Source organism: Avibacterium gallinarum (genome assembly GCF_002921135.1).
Taxonomy (GTDB): domain Bacteria; phylum Pseudomonadota; class Gammaproteobacteria; order Enterobacterales; family Pasteurellaceae; genus Avibacterium; species Avibacterium gallinarum.
Map to the genome: position 1 here is coordinate 349,641 of NZ_PQVJ01000011.1, position 18,336 is coordinate 367,976.

The window sequence follows — 18,336 nt, forward strand, 5'->3', positions numbered from 1 at the left end:
TTATAAATTCTTTAAAGCGTTAAGGGCAGTTGCCATTCTATCGGCGCTAATTGATGCTGTTGTAAATAAGCGTTCGTTTGCGAAAAATGCTTACAACCGAGAAATCCGCGATGTGCCGATAAGGGCGAAGGGTGCGGCGCAGTTAGCACGCAATGTTTTTGTCTATCAATAAATTGCCCTTTTTTCTGCGCGTGGCTGCCCCATAATAGAAAAACAATATTTTCGCGTTGTTCATTCAAGGCGGAAATCACCCGATCGGTAAAAGTTTCCCAACCAAAGTTTGAATGGGAATGGGCTTTGCCTTGTTCCACGGTTAGAACCGTATTTAACAGCAGCACGCCTTGTTCTGCCCAGCTCACTAAATAACCGTGCTGAGGAATTTGAAAGCCCACATCATTGGCTAATTCTTTATAAATATTGACTAACGAGGGTGGTGGCGCAATACCGGGTTTCACCGAAAAAGATAAACCGTGCGCTTGGTTTGGCCCGTGGTAAGGATCTTGCCCTAAAATCACCACTTTCACTTGATCAAACTCGGTTAATTTGAAGGCATTGAAAATCTCATTGCTCGGCGGATAGACAATTTTGCCCGCCGCTTTTTCACGCTGGACTTGCTGTAAGATTTGCTGAAAATAGGGCTGGCTTTTCTCGCCACCAATCACATCTTTCCATGTTTTCATTTTGTTTTCCTCAGCGTTAAACCTAGGCTAAGATTATAAAGAACCTCACCTCAAATTAACAGCCTCTATTCCAATTTAATGTTTAATTAATCTTTATAAAGATGTTAATAAATTGTTAAACTTGAAATAATGAATTTGTTTTATTTTTGATATGTATCAATTTCGCTATTTTTGTTTGATAAATTCAATCTGATCCATATCAAAATAATTGAATTGGTCAAATTTTTTGATAAAATCCCTACCAACTTATGATTAATTAACAAACAAATTTAGGAGTTCTTATGATTAAAGGTATCCAAATCACTCAAGCTGCAAATGACAACTTATTAAATTCATTTTGGTTATTAGACAGTGAAAAAGGTGAAGCACGTTGCTTATGTGCAAAAGGTGATTTCACAGAAGATCAAATCGTAGCAGTAAGCGAATTAGGTCAAATCGAATATCGTGAATTACCAGTTGATGTTGCCCCTACAGTAAAAGTAGAAGGTGGTCAGCACTTAAACGTAAACGTTTTACGCCGTGAAACCTTAGAAGATGCGGTGAAAAACCCTGAAAAATATCCACAATTAACTATCCGTGTTTCTGGTTATGCAGTACGTTTTAACTCATTAACTCCAGAACAACAACGTGATGTAATCACTCGTACTTTCACTGAAAGTTTATAATTTCTCCAATTAGTAGTTTAGACTATAAAAAAATCGCCCTTAGCTATCGGGCGATTTTTTTATGCAATCATATTGTTTTCAGGTAATTCTCAACAAAATTTAAGGGATAAAAAATATCTTATCCTTACTATTTAAATACTAAGAACGCTCCACTTCCAATCTTTCAAACACCAACACTCTATTTTCTAGTTTGCGTAGTAATAATGTGGCGATGCCTGTAATGGCAAGGTAGATGACACCTGCGATGCCGTAAATGGTGAGTGCGTCATATTCTGTGCCGTAAAGCTGTCTTGCGTAGCCCATAATATCTAAAATGGTAATAGTTGAAGCAAGCGATGTGCCTTTAAATACCAAAATGATTTCATTGCTGTAAGACGGCAGGGCGCGTTTTAAGGCATAAGGAATTAAGATTTTCAGCGTTTGCCAACGGCTTAAACCAAGCGCGGCGCAACTTTCCCATTGTCCTTTTGAGATCGCTTTCACTGCGCCGTAAAATAATTGTGTGGAATAAGCTGCACTGTTTAGCGCAAGGGTGAGCATTGCGCAAAACCACGCATTAGACAATAGCGCCCACGTGGGGCTTTCTACGATCCATTGGAATTGTCCTGGGCCGTAATAAATTAAGAAAAATTGCACTAATAGTGGTGTGCCAGTGAATAAAGTTAGGAAAATATTCACCGCACTTTTTAGCAGTTTATTTTCCATCGCAAGAATAAAGGTTAAAGCAATGGCCAAAATAAACGCAAAAAAGAGCGCAGAAACCGTAAGCAATAGGCTTGTTGGAATCCCCTGTGCGATGGTGATGAAATAATCGTGAATCATTATTCCACTCCTCTTTCAAAGCGGGTAAAACGCCATTCGAGCTTACGGATTAGCACTTGGCTGATAAGCGTAATCACTAAATACATCAATGCGGCAAAGCCATACCAAGTGAAAGGTTCGTGGGTTCTGGTATTAATTAATTCTGCTTGACGCATTAAATCGTGTACCCCAATCAATGAAACGAGGGCGGTATCTTTTAATAACACTAACCATTGATTGCTCAAACCCGGTAAGGCGTGTCGCCAAACTTGCGGCATAATGATATGCAAAAAGGTGTAGCTACGGCTTAAACCAAGGGCCGCGCCTGATTCCCATTGCCCAAGGGGAATGGCTTGAATGGCGCCACGCAAGGATTGCGAAGCATAGGCGGCAAAAATAATGGATAACGCCAACACCCCACAAAAGAATGGGCTAAGTTCCAAATATTTTCCAGTGATTAATTCCAACACTTCAGGAATGCCGAAATAAATTAAGAAAACCACCAAAATTTCAGGCAAGCCACGTAAAAGGGTGATGACAACGGCGCTCGGTTTACGCACGCATTGCCATTTGCTCATTTCTAGGCTAACAAAAATGAGCGATAAAACGAGCCCTAATAATAAGGAACACACCGCTAACCCTAAGGTCATTAGGGTTGCGGTGTACATTAAAGGAAGATAATCCACAAACATAGCGATTATTTAGTCATCCATTTGTCGTAAATTTTTTGGTATTCGCCGTTTGCTTTAATGGCTTCGATACCTTTGTTTAGGCTTTCTACTAACGCAGTGTTAGATTTATTTACCGCGATGCCTAAACCGTTGTTGAAGTAACGTTTATCCGTAACACGCTCGCCCACGAAAGTTAATTCAGGGTTTTTCTCGAACATATCACGCAATACGTCAGTATCACCGAAAATCAAATCGATACGCCCATTTTTTAAGTCAAGAATGGCATCTTGCAAGCTTGCGTAAGATTTTGCCGTGTATTGTTTGGCTTCTGCGTTAGCATATTGTTGGTAAGTTGTCCCATTTTGCACGCCCACGGTTTTCGCCGTAGCTAAATCTGCTTTGCCTTTGACTGCGATGAAACTTGCTGAACTTTCGTAGTAAGGTTGACTGAATGCCACTTGTTTTGCGCGCGCTTCGGTAATATCAATAGCAGAAATTGCAGCATCAAACCCACGGCCTTTAATTAAGCTTGGAATTAACGCGTCAAAAGCTTGGCTTTTGAAATGACAAGTGGCTTCGATTTCTTTACAAATTGCGTTGGCAATATCCACATCAAAACCAACGATTTCACCTTTTTCATTGGTTAATTCAAATGGCGGATAGCTTGGCTCCATTGCAAAAGTAATATCTTGTGCTTGCGCCATTGCCGCTGAACTTGCTAAAAGGGTTGCTAAAAGTAATTTTTTCATTGTGTAATTCCTTAATGTGAATGAGATAAATATTGTTTAAATTGTTCTGTTTTAGGCTGCATAAAACAGCTTGCATCGCCCATTTCGATGATATGGCCTTTTTCCATATACACCACTTTGGTCGCCACTTTCTGTGCTACAGAAACTTCGTGGGTAACAATCACTTGGGTAATGCCTGTTTCTTGTAATTCCTGAATAATGGACACCACTTGCGCCGTAATTTCAGGATCGAGCGCGGCGGTTGGTTCATCAAATAATAAAACTTGCGGTTTCATCATTAATGCTCGGGCAATTGCCACACGCTGCTGCTGTCCACCAGAAAGATGCAATGGAAAGCGATCAGCAAATTCTTCTAAACGTAAACGGGCAAGTAATTCAAGGGCTTGTTTTTTCGCCGTTTCTTTATCTAATCCAAGCACTTTTACTGGTGCTTCGATTAAATTTTCAATAACTGTTAAATGCGGCCATAGATTGTATTGCTGGAATACCATTCCCACATCTTGGCGTAATTGACGCATTTGTTTTGGATTTGCCGTTGCCGCAGAAAGATCAAATTTATTGTTGGCAATCACCAACTCACCAGACTTTGGCACTTCTAATAAGTTTAAGGTACGAATCAGCGTACTTTTCCCTGCACCACTTGGCCCTAATAAAACCACGGTATCGCTATCTTCCGCTGTTAAATTAATGTCAAACAGGGCTTGCGATGAACCGTAGAAAAAATTGAGATTTTTTACACTAATGGTCATTTTGGTTGTTAGCTCTAAATTTAAAGTTGAAATAATATTAATGTTTTTTGCATAACTATGCAAATAAAAAGTCAAAAAATTTTCACCGCACTTTGGTTTAGAATAAAATCGCTTACTTTTTATCTTGATCTTTTAGCGCTGTGCGCTATAATTTGTGTTGTAAGTGATGAGCAATGGAGTTATTAAAGATGATCCCAATAGAAAAAAAATTACTAACTAATTATACATTTATTGATTTATTTGCAGGTTTAGGTGGATTCAGATTAGCATTAGAATCTTTAGGAGCGAAGTGCATATACTCTAGTGAGTGGGATGTTCCAGTCCAAAAAGTATACGAGGAGAATTTTGGGGATATTCCTGAAGGTGATATTACTCAAATCAATGAAAATACAATTCCTAGCCATGATATTCTTTGTGCAGGATTTCCTTGTCAAGCTTTTTCTATTAGTGGAAAACAACGGGGATTTGAAGATAGTAGAGGAACTTTATTTTTTGATGTTGCAAGAATCGTAAAAGCAAAAAGACCAAAAGTTGTTTTTATGGAAAATGTAAAGAATTTTGCTACACATGATGGGGGTAAAACCTTAGAGGTTGTAAAAGGAACTATGGAAGAGTTAGGGTATACCTTTTACCAAAAAGTACTAAATTCTGTTAACTATGGAGTCCCTCAAAAACGAGAAAGAATTTACATGGTCTGTTTTAGAAATGATTTAAAAATTGATAATTTTAAATATCCTAAGCCTTTCGAATTAACTCGCCATGTTGAAGATTTCTTACTTGATGATGAGAGTATGGTTAGGGATTTATATGTGGATAGGGTAGATACTTATTATAATGGTGTTGAAGATACTCAATATAGTAATAAATCAATCCGTTTAGGAATTGTAAATAAAGGTGGGCAAGGTGAGAGAATATATAGTACCAAAGGAATTGCAATTACATTATCAGCTTATGGCGGAGGTGTTTTTGCTAAGACAGGCGGTTACTTAATTAATGGAAAAACAAGAAAATTACATCCTCGCGAATGTGCTAGAATTATGGGGTATCCAGATTCTTATAAAATTTGTAATAATGCAAATCAAGCCTATAAGCAATTTGGAAACTCAGTAGTAATTGATGTATTACAATATATTTCTATCGAAATAGGAACAGTTTTAGAGGACAAGAAAAATGAATGAGGTTGAATTTAGGAATTGGCTTACCAAGAAAAATGTAAAGTTGAAGGTTGTAGGAGATACTATTTCAAGATTAAAAAGAGTTGAGCGTGAAATTAAAAACTGCGATATTGATGAACAATATCGCATTGATAAATGTGATCACCTACTAAAATTATTCTTGAATATGGGGAATAATAATGAAATGAAAATGTACCCAAATGCCCAATTTCCAATTGGGAAATATTACATGAGTACATATCGTTTAGCCCTCAAACAGTATATTCAATTTTTAGATGATGTTACTTCAAAGAATCTATAAATAAAGCTTTAGGCATGCCTTTTATAGATGCTTTTTGTGTAACTGAAAAAATAACATTTGCGTTATTAGTGTTAGATAACTTACGAATTTCATATTCACTTCCTCGAGGAGAAAACATATATTCTGTTTCAAAAATTTTAAATTTACATTTGTCTAAATCTTGTGAAGAAATAACGAATAGCTTACCGTTTTCAGTACGGTGATTCGTTATTTTATAGTTATGGATTACATACTTCATTACATCATTTATATAAAGTTTTCCTACATTTGTTGAGCCACTTCTCTTTATGCGATATTTAGCTGTTACTTCAAAGTGCTCTTTCAAACAATCAATAGGAAAAATAGTATAGTTATTTGTAATAAAAAATCTAACATTTTTCTTTTTGTACGTATGAATGATCCAGTTTGAAAATATATCAGAACCATTCGGTATATTAATATCCTGGCCTGCTGTACCTGCTTTACTAAATTTCTCAAAATGAACATTCATATAATTCACTATCATTTTAGAATATTCATTTATAGGATTTATATTACGTTGACTATATTCAAATATTTTATTTTTGAAATCTGGTATTAAAACAAACTGTCCACATTGAGCTGGTGAGTGTTTTGCTTCAATATAAAATAAATTTCCCGAATTTGTTTTAGTTAAAATATCAGGAATGGTTGAGTCTGTACCTCCTCTACGAGTAAACTTTGCATAAGCCCCAAATTCTTTATTAAGAAAATTTGTACATTGTTCTTCAAATTTTTCCCAGGTTGTCATTGTTTAGTCCTCTGTTGTATCTTGAAAAAAACTTCTTATTGAGTTACCAAGCATGTGAATTACATTTACGGTCATGGCATTTCCGGCTTGCATCAAAAGATGTCGATCAGAAACTTCATTTTTTACTTTATCTGCGTACTCTTTTGGAAACCCTTGCAAAAGTAATGCTTCATAACCTGTTAGTTGATATATAGTGTGTTCCTTCACATATAGAACACCATCTCGTTGTGCTCTTAATGTGGGACAACGATCGCAATAAATCCTAAGATCATTCATTCGAGTATCAATTATTTTCCCCTCCATATTCTTAATATCATTTACGGTATATCTTCCGTTATTTACAGGATTCTTTAAATAGTAAGAGAGAATTTCCAGTCTTTCTGAAGTTGCTATATTATTATCAATTAAGAAATTAGATAAAGGTGGCTTTTCAATTGGCTCAGGCCATTTGAAGTCTGATATATCTTTTCCTAAATCTTTTCTTACACCAATAAAATAAACTCTTTGACGCATTTGAGGGACCCCATACTCAAGACTTGTAAGAACCTTATAGACTACATCGTATCCAACCCTGTTTAATTCATCGATAATTATCTTTATTGTATTTCCTTTGTCATGGGTAACTAAACCTTTAACATTTTCTAAAAGAAAACATTTTGGTTGTGTATTTTCGAGTATTCTTACTATATGGAATATGATTTGTCCCCTATTATCTGAGAATCCCTCTTTTCTACCTATAACAGAGAATGTTTGACATGGGAATCCAGCAATTAATAAATCATAAAGTGGTAATTTCTCGGTATTGATTCTTTTTAAATTATAGTAGTAAGGTTCATTCGTTGTATCGTGCATTAATTTATAAGTACGAACAGCAAGTTTACTTGTATCCGAATAACCAATGCTTTTTAGTCCAGCTAGCTCCAAACCTAAGCGACCTCCACCAATACCCGAACAAAGATCTAAGAAAGTACGGATTTTATGCATATATTATTGATTCCTTATGACGTGTGATAAACTATTTCGAGAGTTAGTAGGATAAAGAAGATCTTATATGAAATCAAATGGATAAAAACTAATAGCCTTTTATTTGAGGGGCAGTATTCTGTATTGCTGCTTATCCATATTGTAGCAAAGTAATAAAGTGCGATAACTCTCATAAGATATATAAAAATTTTCACCGCACTTTTGTATGGGCGTTTTTGAGATAAAAATCCCTTAATTTTGCCCCGCACTTTCATCGGAAGGCCAAGAATGCACTACGGCTTTGACTAAGGTAGCAAGCGGGATCGCAAAGAACACGCCCCAGAAGCCCCATAATCCACCGAAGATCAGCACGGCGACAATAATGGTCAGCGGATTAAGGTTTACCGCTTCAGAGAATAAAAATGGCACAAGCAAGTTTCCGTCTAAAATTTGACTTATCACATATGCGGCGATTAATGACCAGAAAGTCGGTGTAATGCCGAATTGCGACATTGCCACTAACGCCACGGGAATGCTGACTAACACCGCCCCCACATAAGGCACTAGCACGGATAACCCCACGGCAACAGCGAGCAACAAGGCATAGCGAAGATCGAAAAAGAGGAAGATTGCATAAGTAATCACCCCAACCACTAGAATTTCAATAATTTTGCCGCGAATATAATTGGCGATTTGTTTTTGCATTTCTTGCCAAACTTTATCGGCCAGTTTGCGGTTGCGTGGCAGAAATCCGCTGATGTAAGTGAGTAATTCTTGTTTATCTTTCAATAAGAAAAATACCATTAATGGCACAAGGAAAGCGTAAATGCCTAGGCTCACAAGGCTGATAATAGACGAAATTGAGAGTTTGAGCGCTGATTCACCAAAGCCTAAAATTTTGCTTTTCACACTGGTGAAGAAGCTGTCAATCATTTGGTAATCCACCACTTCAGGATAATGCTCAGGCAAGGAAAGTAGCCAGTCATTGAGCGAATTAAACATATGTGGCAATTCACTGAATAAATTAATGGTTTGGTTAACCAGTGTCGGAATGAGTACCAACGCGATAATCAGCACAATACTAATAAAGCCGCCAAGCACTAAAATGGTGGCTAGTAAGCGGGGGAATTTGAGTTTTTCATTTAACACGCGGATTGGCATTTCCAGCAAATAAGCCAGTACGATGGCCACCAATAACGGCGCAAGTAAATCACTAAAAAAATAAATGGCGATAAAGCCAAACAGCAAAATGGCGAGTAATGCCATTGCCTGCGGATCACTAAATCGGCGCTTATACCAATTTTTCAACATTTCTAACATAAAAGCTCCTTTCGGCGAGAATTTGTGCTGATTATAAGGTAAAATGAAGCTGATTTAATACAAGGAATTTTCTATGACTGTTAAAATTTATCACAACCCACGTTGTTCCAAAAGCCGCGAAACCCTTGCCTTATTACAACAGCAGAGGATTGAGCCTGAAATCGAGCTTTATTTAGAAAAGCAATATTCCGTTGAGTTCTTGCAACAGCTTGCGCAAAAGTTGCAGCTTAACAGCGTGCGAGAAATGATGAGAACTAAGGACGATTTATACCGCACTTTGCAGCTTGATAATCCTGAACTCACCGAAGAACAGTTGCTCAAAGCTATTTCACAGCATTCTGCCTTGCTTGAGCGCCCTATTGTGGTGAATGGCGAAAAAGCCAAAATTGGCCGCCCGCCAGAAAGTGTTTTAGCAATTTTATAATTTCTTCGCTATAATAACGCCCGCTCCGCCATAATCATTGAGCGGGCATTATTTTTCCCCATTTTATTTATTGAGAGGCAATGATGAAAAAGAAAAAATCTTTTGCGCCCGTTGCTGATGTGCAAGGTTGCACCACCTATCAGCATAATAAAGGGACAATCCGAGATAACGCCATTCAGGCATTATTATCCGACAAATTATTTCGCCAACGCATTGAAAAGAAACGAAAAGGTAAAGGCAGTTATCAGCGAAAAGCGAAACATCAAGGGAAATATTTTGAAAAGCCCGATTATCAAGTTTTTGGCAACAGAGATTTTATAATCGGGTTTTTCTTAACAAAAATAGCAAATAGAGGAAGTCATTATGTCAATCAGAACAGAATGTTTATTTAGCAACGAATGGAACGTACGAATTAGCGATCCTGGTGAGGAAGGCGCGCACAGTCATTTTTTTGAGAAAATTTATATCACGCTTGATGCCCATATTGACGGGGAAAAGATCACCTATGAATTCACCCGCAAAGTGGAAGATCAAGTAAAAATCAACCGCACTTTTACTGATTTAACCGAATTATTCAAATTTTTAGGCGAATACCTTGACCCTGTGGCGCTAGGATTCTTAGGCGTAAAAATTGGGAATTTAGGGGTGAAAGCTTAATCTGATTGATAACTAAAAAAAGAGCGATTTTTCAACCGCTCTTTTTTATTTACTGTTAAGCACTATTTGCTTTTACGCATAATACATTTCAAATTCCACTGGGTGTGGCGTCATATTTAAGCGTTCCACTTCTTTGCGTTTAATCGCAATAAAGGCATCAACGAAATCTTTGCTGAACACACCGCCTTGGGTTAAGAATTCGCAATCTTTCTCCAATGCGTTTAATGCTTCTTCCAATGATCCTGCTACGGCTGGAATTTCTTTTAATTCTTCTGGTGGTAAATCATACAGGTTTTTATCCATTGCATCGCCTGGGTGAATTTTGTTCACAATACCATCTAAGCCAGCCATTAATAATGCCGAGAAAGCTAAATATGGGTTTGCCATTGGATCAGGGAAACGCGCTTCAATACGAATCGCTTTCGGGCTAGTTACCGCTGGGATACGGATTGACGCCGAACGGTTACTTGCTGAGTAAGCTAATAATACAGGCGCTTCAAAGCCCGGTACTAAGCGTTTGTATGAGTTGGTTGAAGGGTTAGTAAAGGCATTCAAGGCTTTGGCGTGTTTGATGATCCCGCCGATGTAGTAAAGTGCGGTTTCAGACAGCCCTGCGTATTTATCCCCTTGGAAAATATTTTTGCCGTCTTTGCTTAAGGACATATTACAGTGCATTCCTGAGCCGTTATCGCCTGTGATTGGTTTTGGCATAAAGCAGGCGGTTTTGCCGTGTTCTGCCGCCACATTTTGCACCACATATTTATAAATTTGCGTTTCGTCCGCTTTTAAGGTGAGCGAGTTAAATTTGGTGGCAATTTCATTTTGTCCTGCGGTGGCCACTTCGTGGTGGTGAGCTTCAATCACCAAGCCCATTTCTTCTAGCAATAAGCACATTTCTGAACGAATATCGTGCGCGGTATCATTTGGCGCAACCGCACAATAACCGCCTTTGGTGAGTGGACGATAACCATTGTTGCCGCCTTCATAAATTTTGTTGGTATTCCACGCGCCTTCAATATCATCGACCACATAAGAATTGCCATTCATTGCCGAGCCAAAACGAACATCATCAAATAAGAAAAACTCAGGTTCTGGGCCGAAAAACACATCGTCTGCAATGCCTGTTGAGCGCATATAATTTTCTGCTCGGATCGCAATAGAACGCGGATCGCGATCATAGCTTTGCATTGTGGTTGGTTCATAAATACTGCAACGAAGGGATAAGGTTGGGATTTGTGCGAAAGGATCTACTACGGCGGTTTCAGCGATTGGCATTAATAACATATCTGCTTTATTAATGGCTTTCCAACCTTCCACCGATGAACCGTCAAACATTTTACCGTCTTCAAATAAATCTTCATCAATTAGGTTAACAGGTAAGGATACGCCGTGCTCTTTTCCTTTAATATCGGTAAAGCGAAGAAGAACAAACTTAATGTCATTTTCTTCGATTAACTTAAACACATTGGCAACGGCCGCTTCATTTGACATAGTGATAATCCTCATAAATATGATTGCTAGAGTTGAGATGCTGTGTGCTTGATGCACGCTGGCTAAAATATCACATCACCTGCAAAATTCAAGGGGCGAGCGTGATTTTAATTTCACTCAAGTGCGGTAAAAAAATCATGAATTTTTACACCGCACTTTGTGAAATTCTCTCCAAAAGATAGAAATCCACTTATTTCCAATTATTCATAGCTCAATGTGGCAAAACGTTGTATAATCTGCAACCTTTTCGTGCAATCTTGCTAACAACATTGCACATTATTCAAACATCATTATTGATAACAAAAGACTTTTCAAATGACAGATACCATTGATATTAACAAATTGCGTAACATCGCAATTATTGCTCACGTTGACCACGGAAAAACCACGCTTGTTGATAAATTATTACAGCAGTCAGGCACGCTTGAAGCAAGCCGTGCAGACGCGGACGAACGCGTGATGGATTCCAATGATCTTGAGAAAGAACGTGGCATTACCATTCTTGCAAAAAATACCGCAATTAACTGGAACGATTACCGTATAAATATTGTAGATACCCCAGGACACGCCGATTTTGGTGGTGAAGTAGAGCGCGTGCTTTCTATGGTGGATAGCGTATTGTTAGTGGTGGACGCCTTTGACGGCCCAATGCCACAAACCCGTTTCGTAACGCAAAAAGCTTTCGCTCACGGCTTAAAACCTATCGTGGTGATTAACAAAGTGGATAGACCAGGCGCACGCCCTGATTGGGTGGTGGATCAAGTGTTCGATTTATTCGTGAATCTTGGCGCAACAGACGAACAACTCGACTTCCCTATTATTTACGCTTCTGCGCTAAATGGCGTGGCAGGCTTAGAACACGAAGATATGGCACAAGATATGACGCCATTATTTGAAGCCATTGTACAACACGTTGAGCCGCCAAAAGTAGAACTCGATGCACCATTCCAAATGCAAATTTCCCAGCTTGATTACAGCAACTATGTGGGCGTAATCGGGATTGGTCGTATCAAACGTGGTACGGTAAAACCAAACCAAGCGGTAACTATTATTGATAGCGAAGGCAAAACACGCAACGGCAAAATCGGCCAAGTGTTAGGTCATTTAGGTTTACAACGCTATGAAGAAGATCTTGCGCAAGCGGGGGATATTGTGGCGATCACCGGTTTAGGCGAACTCAATATTTCTGACACCATTTGTGATGTAAACAATGTAGAAGCCTTACCAGCCTTGAGCGTTGATGAACCAACGGTAACGATGTTCTTCTGCGTAAATACGTCCCCATTCTGCGGTAAAGAAGGGAAATTCGTCACTTCACGCCAAATTTTAGAGCGCTTAAACAAAGAGCTTGTGCATAATGTGGCATTGCGTGTGGAAGAAACCCAAAACCCAGATGAATTCCGTGTTTCAGGACGTGGTGAATTGCACCTTTCTGTATTAATCGAAAATATGCGCCGTGAGGGCTATGAGCTTGCGGTATCGCGTCCGAAAGTTATCTTTAAAGAAGAAGACGGTCGCAAACAAGAGCCATTCGAGCAAGTAACCATTGATATTGAAGAGCAACATCAAGGTGCGGTAATGGAAGCCTTGGGTATCCGCAAAGGTGAAGTGAAAGATATGATTCCAGACGGCAAAGGACGCACCCGTTTAGAATATATTATCCCAAGCCGCGGTTTAATCGGTTTCCGTAATGAATTTATGACAATGACGTCAGGAACAGGCTTACTCTACTCCACATTCAGCCATTATGACGATGTAAAACCAGGTGAAATCGGTCAGCGCAAAAACGGCGTGTTGATTTCTAACGGTACGGGCAAAGCCCTCGCTTATGCGCTATGGGGCTTACAAGAACGTGGTAAGCTGATGATCGATCACGGTGTGGAAGTGTATGAAGGACAAATCATCGGTATTCACAGCCGTTCAAACGATTTGACGGTAAACTGCTTACAAGGGAAAAAACTCACCAATATGCGTGCTTCAGGAAAAGACGATGCTATCGCGCTAACCACGCCTGTGCGCTTCTCTCTTGAGCAAGCCATTGAATTTATTGATGATGACGAATTAGTAGAAGTTACCCCAACATCAGTGCGTATTCGTAAGAAATTACTCACTGAAATGGAACGCAAACGTGCTAACCGTACAACAACTAGCACAAGCACCCATTAATTCTGATTATTACTAATAAAAAGTGCGGTGGTTTTTTGCTGAATTTTTAGCAAATTCCCACCGCTCTTTTCTTATTACAAACTCTGCTATTCTTCCCCATTTTTTCTAAAGCAATCTTTACTAAACCTCAAACTCAGGTTAAACAAAAAAGCCGAACGGAAATCCATTCGGCTTGTTATCATCGTTCAGTCGCGATTAAGCAAGATCGTCAATCACTACATACACTTTCGTTGTCGGGCCGTGCACACCTACTACTTTAACTAGCTCAATATCCGCGGTGGAACTTGGGCCTGAGATGATGTTTACGCAAGATGGCATTCTTTCCCCTAACACGGCTTTGTCGTGAAGAATTTTGGCAAGCTGTGCCACACGCGGTAAAACAAGGCTTTTACGCACCACAACAATGGATTTTTCTGGCAATAAGCTCACTGAACGACCTTTGTCTTTGCCCGAAAATAGCACGACACCACCTGATTCAGCCAAGCCATATTCTGCATAGTTAATGCCGATATTGGCTTGTTCTGCGTGTTTTAAGTTTTCTTCGCCATTCTGTGGTAACCAAATATCCGCATCATAATTGGCTTGTACATCTTGTGTAATGCCAAGTTGCTCTAAGCGTTCATCGCCAGTAAGAATAATTGACCCACCGCCATATTTTTCGCAGGCAGAAAGCACCGCACTTTTTGCTTCCGCTTCGTTGGTTTCGATCACATCAACCATCATCGCTTTTGCCGATTCAATAAAAGTTTGGCATAAGGCTTGCGGATCAAGATCGGTTAAACGCGTTGTGGCGTAATCATTTAGCGGCGCAGGCATTGGCTCTGGCACAAGCTGGCGTGGACGCCCCATGCGTTCCGCAAGTTTGTTTAGGAAGTTTTCTCTATTTTGTGCGTCCATTATTTTGCCTCTCTTTTGTTAAACCATTCACGGAAACTTTCGCCATCAGCACTTGGCAGATCGCGCGCTTTTGTCCATTCGGCCAATGCGCCAAATTCAAGCGGTGCTTTACCATTTTTGATGAATTTGCTTGCCACTTTCGCACCTACATTCACGCCCACTTTCCATAAGGTTGGGTGAGAGTTGGCAAAGTTGAAACCAAAGATAGATAAACGCTCTGCGGTTGGTGTCATACCACTTTGGGCAATATGCTCACGGTGTTTTAAGATGAGCTGTGCCAATGGAATTTTCACTGGGCAAACAGAGTTACAGGCAGTACATAACGAGCAGGCATACGGCAATTCTTTGAAGTCTTCATAACCGCCTAATAAGGGTGAAATCACCGAGCCGATTGGACCGGGATAAATTGATCCATAGCCGTGTCCACCAATTTGGCGATAGGCTGGGCAAGTATTTAAGCACGCACCACAACGGATACAACGCAATACTTCTTTAAATTCGCTTTCGAGAATTTTAGAACGTCCGTTATCCACGATAACCAAATGAAATTCTTCAGGACCGTCCGTTTCGCCTGCAAGACGTGGGCCTGTGAGCCAAGTGTTATAACCAGTTAATTTTGCCCCAACGGCACTTCTGGCAAGCATTGTGATTAACACGTCCACTTCTTCAAAAGTGGGTGCAATACGCTCCATTCCCATTACTGCAATGTGCGTTTTTGGCACAGTGGTAGCAAGACGTAAGTTTCCTTCGTTGGTAACCAAGCAAAGGCTGCCTGTTTCTGGCACCGCAAAGTTACACCCACTCACACCGATGTCTGCTTCCAAGAAATCTTGACGGATTTTTTCACGAATGAACAAGGTCATTGCTTCTGGCGTTTCTGGGCCGTCATAGCCTAATTTTTCGTGTAAATCTTTACGAATTTGATGGCGATCTTTATGAATGGCTGGCACAACGATATGAGAAGGACGATCCCCGGCAATTTGTAGGATATATTCCCCTAAATCCGTTTCAATCACCTTGATACCTTCGGCTTCCAGCACTTCGTTCATACCAATTTCTTCGGTTACCATTGATTTGGATTTCACGATTTTTTTGGCATTTTTCTCAAGGGCAACTTGGCGAATATAATTGGTGGCATCTTCAGCGGTTTCAGCAAAATACACTTTCCCGCCATTTTCAGTCACTTTTTCGCTTAATTGATATAAGTAAGCATCAAGATTAGCTAAAACGTGGTTACGAATATGCTTTGCCTCATCACGCCATTCTTCCCAATGACCAAGTTCGTCCACCATTTTTTGGCGATTTGTGCCGATGCGTTCTTGTGCCATTACAATGGCTTTACGCATAATGTCGTTGTGAATTTCATTATCCACACGTTTTTTAAATGCAAGATTGCTGGTTTTTAATGACATCTTATTTTCCCTCCTGCATTAATACTTCGGCAATGTGCATCACTTTCACTTTTTTGCCTTCACGACTTAAACGTCCACCAATATTGAGCAAACAGCTGACATCAGCTCCGATTAAATAATCAGGGTGAACTTCCGTGATATGTTCCACTTTTTCCGTTACCATTTCACCAGAAATTTCCGCCATTTTCACCGAGAATGTTCCACCAAAACCGCAACAAGTTGTTTGGTTGTGAATTGGCAATAATTCTAGCCCTTTCACATTTTGTAATAAGGTTAAAGGCTCGTTCACAATGCCTAATTTACGGCTTAAGCTACAAGATGGATGATATACCGCTTTTCCTGTTAAAGTCGCGCCTACATTGGTTACGCCTAATTTATTGACGATAAAATCCGTTAAATCATAAAAACGATCAGCCACTTTCTGCGCGCGTTCTGCCCATTCAGGCTCATCAAAACGGTTAAAATATTCAGGATAGGTTTTAATCGCATAAACACAAGAACCCGCAGGGGCAACGATCGGATAATCATTGACTTCAAAGGTTTCTACCAAGTTTTTCATTCCAGCTAGGGCTTGTTTGGTATAACCACTATTCAGGGAAGGCTGACCGCAGCAACCTTGCTTTTCAAGGAATACAATATTACAGCCGAGCTTTTCTAGTAATAATACGGTGTTTTTTGCAACGCCTGCTTTTACCACATCAGCGATACAAGTAACGTAAAAATTTACGTTCATAAATTACTCCAACATAATCAAATAGAAATGAGAAATCAGGCAAAGTTGCCTCCGCCTGATTTGTAATAATTCACACTAAACGTTAAAGAAAAGTGGAATAATAAAGAGTGCAACAAGTGCGGCAATAATACCATAAACGATCATTGGAACGATGGTTTTCTTAATGATTGTGCCTTCTTGTTTATCAATATTTAATACCGAACTTACCGCAACGATGTTGTTGATACACACCATATTCCCCATTGCGCCGCCAACAGATTGCAGGGCAAGTACAAGGGTCGCGGAAAGACCAGTAATTTCCGCAGTGGAAAGCTGAACGCTACCAAAGGTTAAGTTAGAAACGGTGTTTGAACCAGAGAAGAACGCACCCACCGCCCCTAAGTAAGACGCAAATAATGTCCAATATTCGCCTGTGGCTTCCGCAAAACTTCTACCGATAATTTTCACCATTGAATTATCGCCACCCACAAGCATCAAGTTCACCATAATTAACGCACCAACAAGGGCTAAGAATGGGGTGCGAGTTTGTCTTAAGCTGCCCATAAAAATATCTTTGGTTTTACTTGCTGATAATGCGAATAATGGGATTGAAATTAATACCGTTACCACAAATGGAATTAATGCTGGCACATAAAGCAATTTATAGCTTGCATTCACCGGTGTACCAAAAATTTGTTTTAAGCTGAAAATTAAACCGTGGCTAATTTCAAATAAACCTAACGAGCCTAATTGTACGCTAAACCAAGTTGTCGCATCGTTCATCATTGCTTTGAATGGTAACTGTTGTAAACGTGTTACGATTAAAATCGCAATTAATAACCCTGTTGGCAATAAGGCTTTCACTACTTGCCCTGTGCTTACTGCGTTATCGTCAAGGTTATTTTCTACTTTGGCTAAACCAATGCCTTTATTTGCGACAAACACAGACACCAATAAACCAATTGCACCACCCACTAATGATGGGAACTCATAGTTCACTTGGGCCAATAAGAAATAAGGCACAACACAAGCGAAAATGCTGATATAAATAAACACAAGGTTTTTACGAATTTCACTCCAACCTACGATTAAACGTAACGCCATTAATGGAATAATTAATGCGGCAAAAGAGTGAATAAGCGCTGACATTGAACCAATTTCAAGAATTTGGTTATCCGTTAAATTTAATGGGCCGAAACCAAACCAAGTTGGCGTCCCTACTGCTCCAAAGGAAACCGGTACAGAGTTCATAATTAAGGCAAGCATTGCCACTTTTAATGGCGGGAAGCCTAAGCCCACTAAGATCGGCGCAGCGATCGCTGCTGGCGTCCCGAAGCCACTCGCCCCTTCAATCATAAAGGCAAATGCCCAACCGATAATCATAATTTGTGCAACAGGGTTTGGATTAATATTACCTAACCACTTACGCAAGGTATTCGTTGCACCTGAGATTTCAGAAAAACGGTTAAATAAAATCGCACCAAAAATTACCGTAATTGGCGTTTGAACCGCCACCAATGCGGCTGTTACATTGGCACTCACAATAGAAATATCTGTGCCAAAGAAAATAAATTGAATAATTAATACCACTACCGCAATCCACGGCAATGCCACATAAGATGGCAACGCATTGCGTTTTACCATTAAATAAATTAATAAAACAATCGGAAAAATACTAAGAAAAAGAGCCATACAAACTACTCCATCAATAATTAATGTTATGACTTAAATGAG

The 18,336-nt window shown here is 39.5% G+C and carries 20 protein-coding genes; 7 read left to right on the forward strand and 13 right to left on the reverse strand.

From position 1 onward, the window contains the following. Positions 1 to 11: 11 nt before the first annotated feature. The gene (gene ung / locus C3007_RS05200) at positions 12 to 680 is read right to left on the reverse strand and encodes a uracil-DNA glycosylase (protein ID WP_103853426.1); all 669 of its coding nucleotides are present in this window, start codon (positions 678 to 680) and stop codon (positions 12 to 14) included. 281 nt (positions 681 to 961) lie between these two features. Between ung and grcA the strand changes: the two genes are divergently transcribed. Beyond that, positions 962 to 1,345 (forward strand): autonomous glycyl radical cofactor GrcA, encoded by a 384-nt coding sequence (grcA, locus tag C3007_RS05205; protein ID WP_103853427.1) that lies wholly within the window; start codon positions 962 to 964, stop codon positions 1,343 to 1,345. A gap of 138 nt (positions 1,346 to 1,483) precedes the next feature. On the opposite strand, the gene artM is transcribed toward grcA, so the two are convergent. From artM to artP, 4 genes are read right to left on the reverse strand one after another with little or no spacing between them, the layout of a single operon-like run. Next, positions 1,484 to 2,167: an arginine ABC transporter permease ArtM gene (gene artM / locus C3007_RS05210; protein ID WP_103853428.1), complete on the reverse strand. Its 684-nt coding sequence runs from the start codon at positions 2,165 to 2,167 to the stop codon at positions 1,484 to 1,486. Beyond that, a complete protein-coding gene (gene artQ, locus C3007_RS05215; protein ID WP_103853429.1) occupies positions 2,167 to 2,838 on the reverse strand; it encodes an arginine ABC transporter permease ArtQ in 672 nt (223 codons plus the stop codon). Before artQ ends, artM begins: the two co-directional genes overlap by 1 nt. Positions 2,839 to 2,843: 5 nt before the next feature. Then, on the reverse strand, positions 2,844 to 3,566 hold the full coding sequence (locus tag C3007_RS05220; protein ID WP_103853430.1) for a lysine/arginine/ornithine ABC transporter substrate-binding protein: 723 nt from the start codon (positions 3,564 to 3,566) through the stop codon (positions 2,844 to 2,846). 11 nt (positions 3,567 to 3,577) lie between these two features. Further along, on the reverse strand, positions 3,578 to 4,315 hold the full coding sequence (artP, locus tag C3007_RS05225; RefSeq protein WP_103853474.1) for an arginine ABC transporter ATP-binding protein ArtP: 738 nt from the start codon (positions 4,313 to 4,315) through the stop codon (positions 3,578 to 3,580). Between the two features lie 173 nt (positions 4,316 to 4,488). Here artP and C3007_RS05230 point away from each other — a divergent pair, with 173 nt between their 5' ends. Both C3007_RS05230 and C3007_RS05235 read left to right on the forward strand, forming a co-directional pair. Next, complete coding sequence (locus C3007_RS05230; protein ID WP_243397666.1) at positions 4,489 to 5,493, forward strand: DNA cytosine methyltransferase; 1,005 nt, start codon at positions 4,489 to 4,491, stop codon at positions 5,491 to 5,493. Then, on the forward strand, positions 5,486 to 5,791 hold the full coding sequence (locus tag C3007_RS05235) for a hypothetical protein (RefSeq protein ID WP_103853432.1): 306 nt from the start codon (positions 5,486 to 5,488) through the stop codon (positions 5,789 to 5,791). Before C3007_RS05230 ends, C3007_RS05235 begins: the two co-directional genes overlap by 8 nt. Here C3007_RS05235 and C3007_RS05240 read toward each other — a convergent pair. The 3 genes from C3007_RS05240 to C3007_RS05250 form a co-directional block, all read right to left on the reverse strand. Beyond that, positions 5,772 to 6,560: a PDDEXK family nuclease gene (locus C3007_RS05240; RefSeq protein ID WP_103853433.1), complete on the reverse strand. Its 789-nt coding sequence runs from the start codon at positions 6,558 to 6,560 to the stop codon at positions 5,772 to 5,774. The genes C3007_RS05235 and C3007_RS05240 overlap by 20 nt on opposite strands. A gap of 3 nt (positions 6,561 to 6,563) precedes the next feature. Then, positions 6,564 to 7,544, reverse strand: coding sequence for a DNA (cytosine-5-)-methyltransferase (gene dcm / locus C3007_RS05245; RefSeq protein WP_103853434.1), 981 nt, complete (start codon positions 7,542 to 7,544; stop codon positions 6,564 to 6,566). Between the two features lie 231 nt (positions 7,545 to 7,775). Further along, entirely contained in the window at positions 7,776 to 8,843 is a 1,068-nt protein-coding gene (locus tag C3007_RS05250) for an AI-2E family transporter (protein WP_103853435.1), read from the reverse strand. A gap of 73 nt (positions 8,844 to 8,916) precedes the next feature. Here C3007_RS05250 and arsC point away from each other — a divergent pair, with 73 nt between their 5' ends. From arsC to C3007_RS05265, 3 genes are all read left to right on the forward strand, one after another. After that, positions 8,917 to 9,267, forward strand: a complete 351-nt coding sequence (arsC, locus tag C3007_RS05255) for an arsenate reductase (glutaredoxin) (protein ID WP_103853436.1) — start codon at positions 8,917 to 8,919, stop codon at positions 9,265 to 9,267. An 80-nt stretch (positions 9,268 to 9,347) separates the two neighbouring features. Next, a complete protein-coding gene (locus tag C3007_RS05260; protein WP_103853437.1) occupies positions 9,348 to 9,659 on the forward strand; it encodes an alternative ribosome-rescue factor A in 312 nt (103 codons plus the stop codon). Further along, on the forward strand, positions 9,631 to 9,924 hold the full coding sequence (locus tag C3007_RS05265; RefSeq protein WP_103853438.1) for a DUF5377 domain-containing protein: 294 nt from the start codon (positions 9,631 to 9,633) through the stop codon (positions 9,922 to 9,924). The genes C3007_RS05260 and C3007_RS05265 overlap by 29 nt, the downstream gene beginning before the upstream one ends. 72 nt (positions 9,925 to 9,996) lie before the next feature. On the opposite strand, the gene glnA is transcribed toward C3007_RS05265, so the two are convergent. Then, complete coding sequence (gene glnA, locus C3007_RS05270) at positions 9,997 to 11,415, reverse strand: glutamate--ammonia ligase (protein ID WP_103853439.1); 1,419 nt, start codon at positions 11,413 to 11,415, stop codon at positions 9,997 to 9,999. Between the two features lie 315 nt (positions 11,416 to 11,730). Between glnA and typA the strand changes: the two genes are divergently transcribed. Then, positions 11,731 to 13,581, forward strand: coding sequence for a translational GTPase TypA (typA, locus tag C3007_RS05275; protein ID WP_103853440.1), 1,851 nt, complete (start codon positions 11,731 to 11,733; stop codon positions 13,579 to 13,581). 195 nt (positions 13,582 to 13,776) lie between these two features. On the opposite strand, the gene C3007_RS05280 is transcribed toward typA, so the two are convergent. The 4 genes from C3007_RS05280 to C3007_RS05295 all read right to left on the reverse strand — a co-directional run bounded on the left by C3007_RS05280 (position 13,777) and on the right by C3007_RS05295 (position 18,294). Next, positions 13,777 to 14,478: a LutC/YkgG family protein gene (locus C3007_RS05280; protein WP_103853441.1), complete on the reverse strand. Its 702-nt coding sequence runs from the start codon at positions 14,476 to 14,478 to the stop codon at positions 13,777 to 13,779. After that, positions 14,478 to 15,890 (reverse strand): LutB/LldF family L-lactate oxidation iron-sulfur protein, encoded by a 1,413-nt coding sequence (locus C3007_RS05285; RefSeq protein ID WP_103853442.1) that lies wholly within the window; start codon positions 15,888 to 15,890, stop codon positions 14,478 to 14,480. Before C3007_RS05285 ends, C3007_RS05280 begins: the two co-directional genes overlap by 1 nt. A 1-nt stretch (position 15,891) precedes the next feature. Beyond that, positions 15,892 to 16,623: a (Fe-S)-binding protein gene (locus C3007_RS05290; RefSeq protein WP_103853443.1), complete on the reverse strand. Its 732-nt coding sequence runs from the start codon at positions 16,621 to 16,623 to the stop codon at positions 15,892 to 15,894. Between the two features lie 75 nt (positions 16,624 to 16,698). Next, positions 16,699 to 18,294 carry a lactate permease LctP family transporter gene (locus tag C3007_RS05295; protein ID WP_103853444.1) on the reverse strand — a complete coding sequence of 532 codons (1,596 nt, stop codon included), beginning with the start codon at positions 18,292 to 18,294 and terminating at the stop codon, positions 16,699 to 16,701. Positions 18,295 to 18,336: the final 42 nt, after the last annotated feature.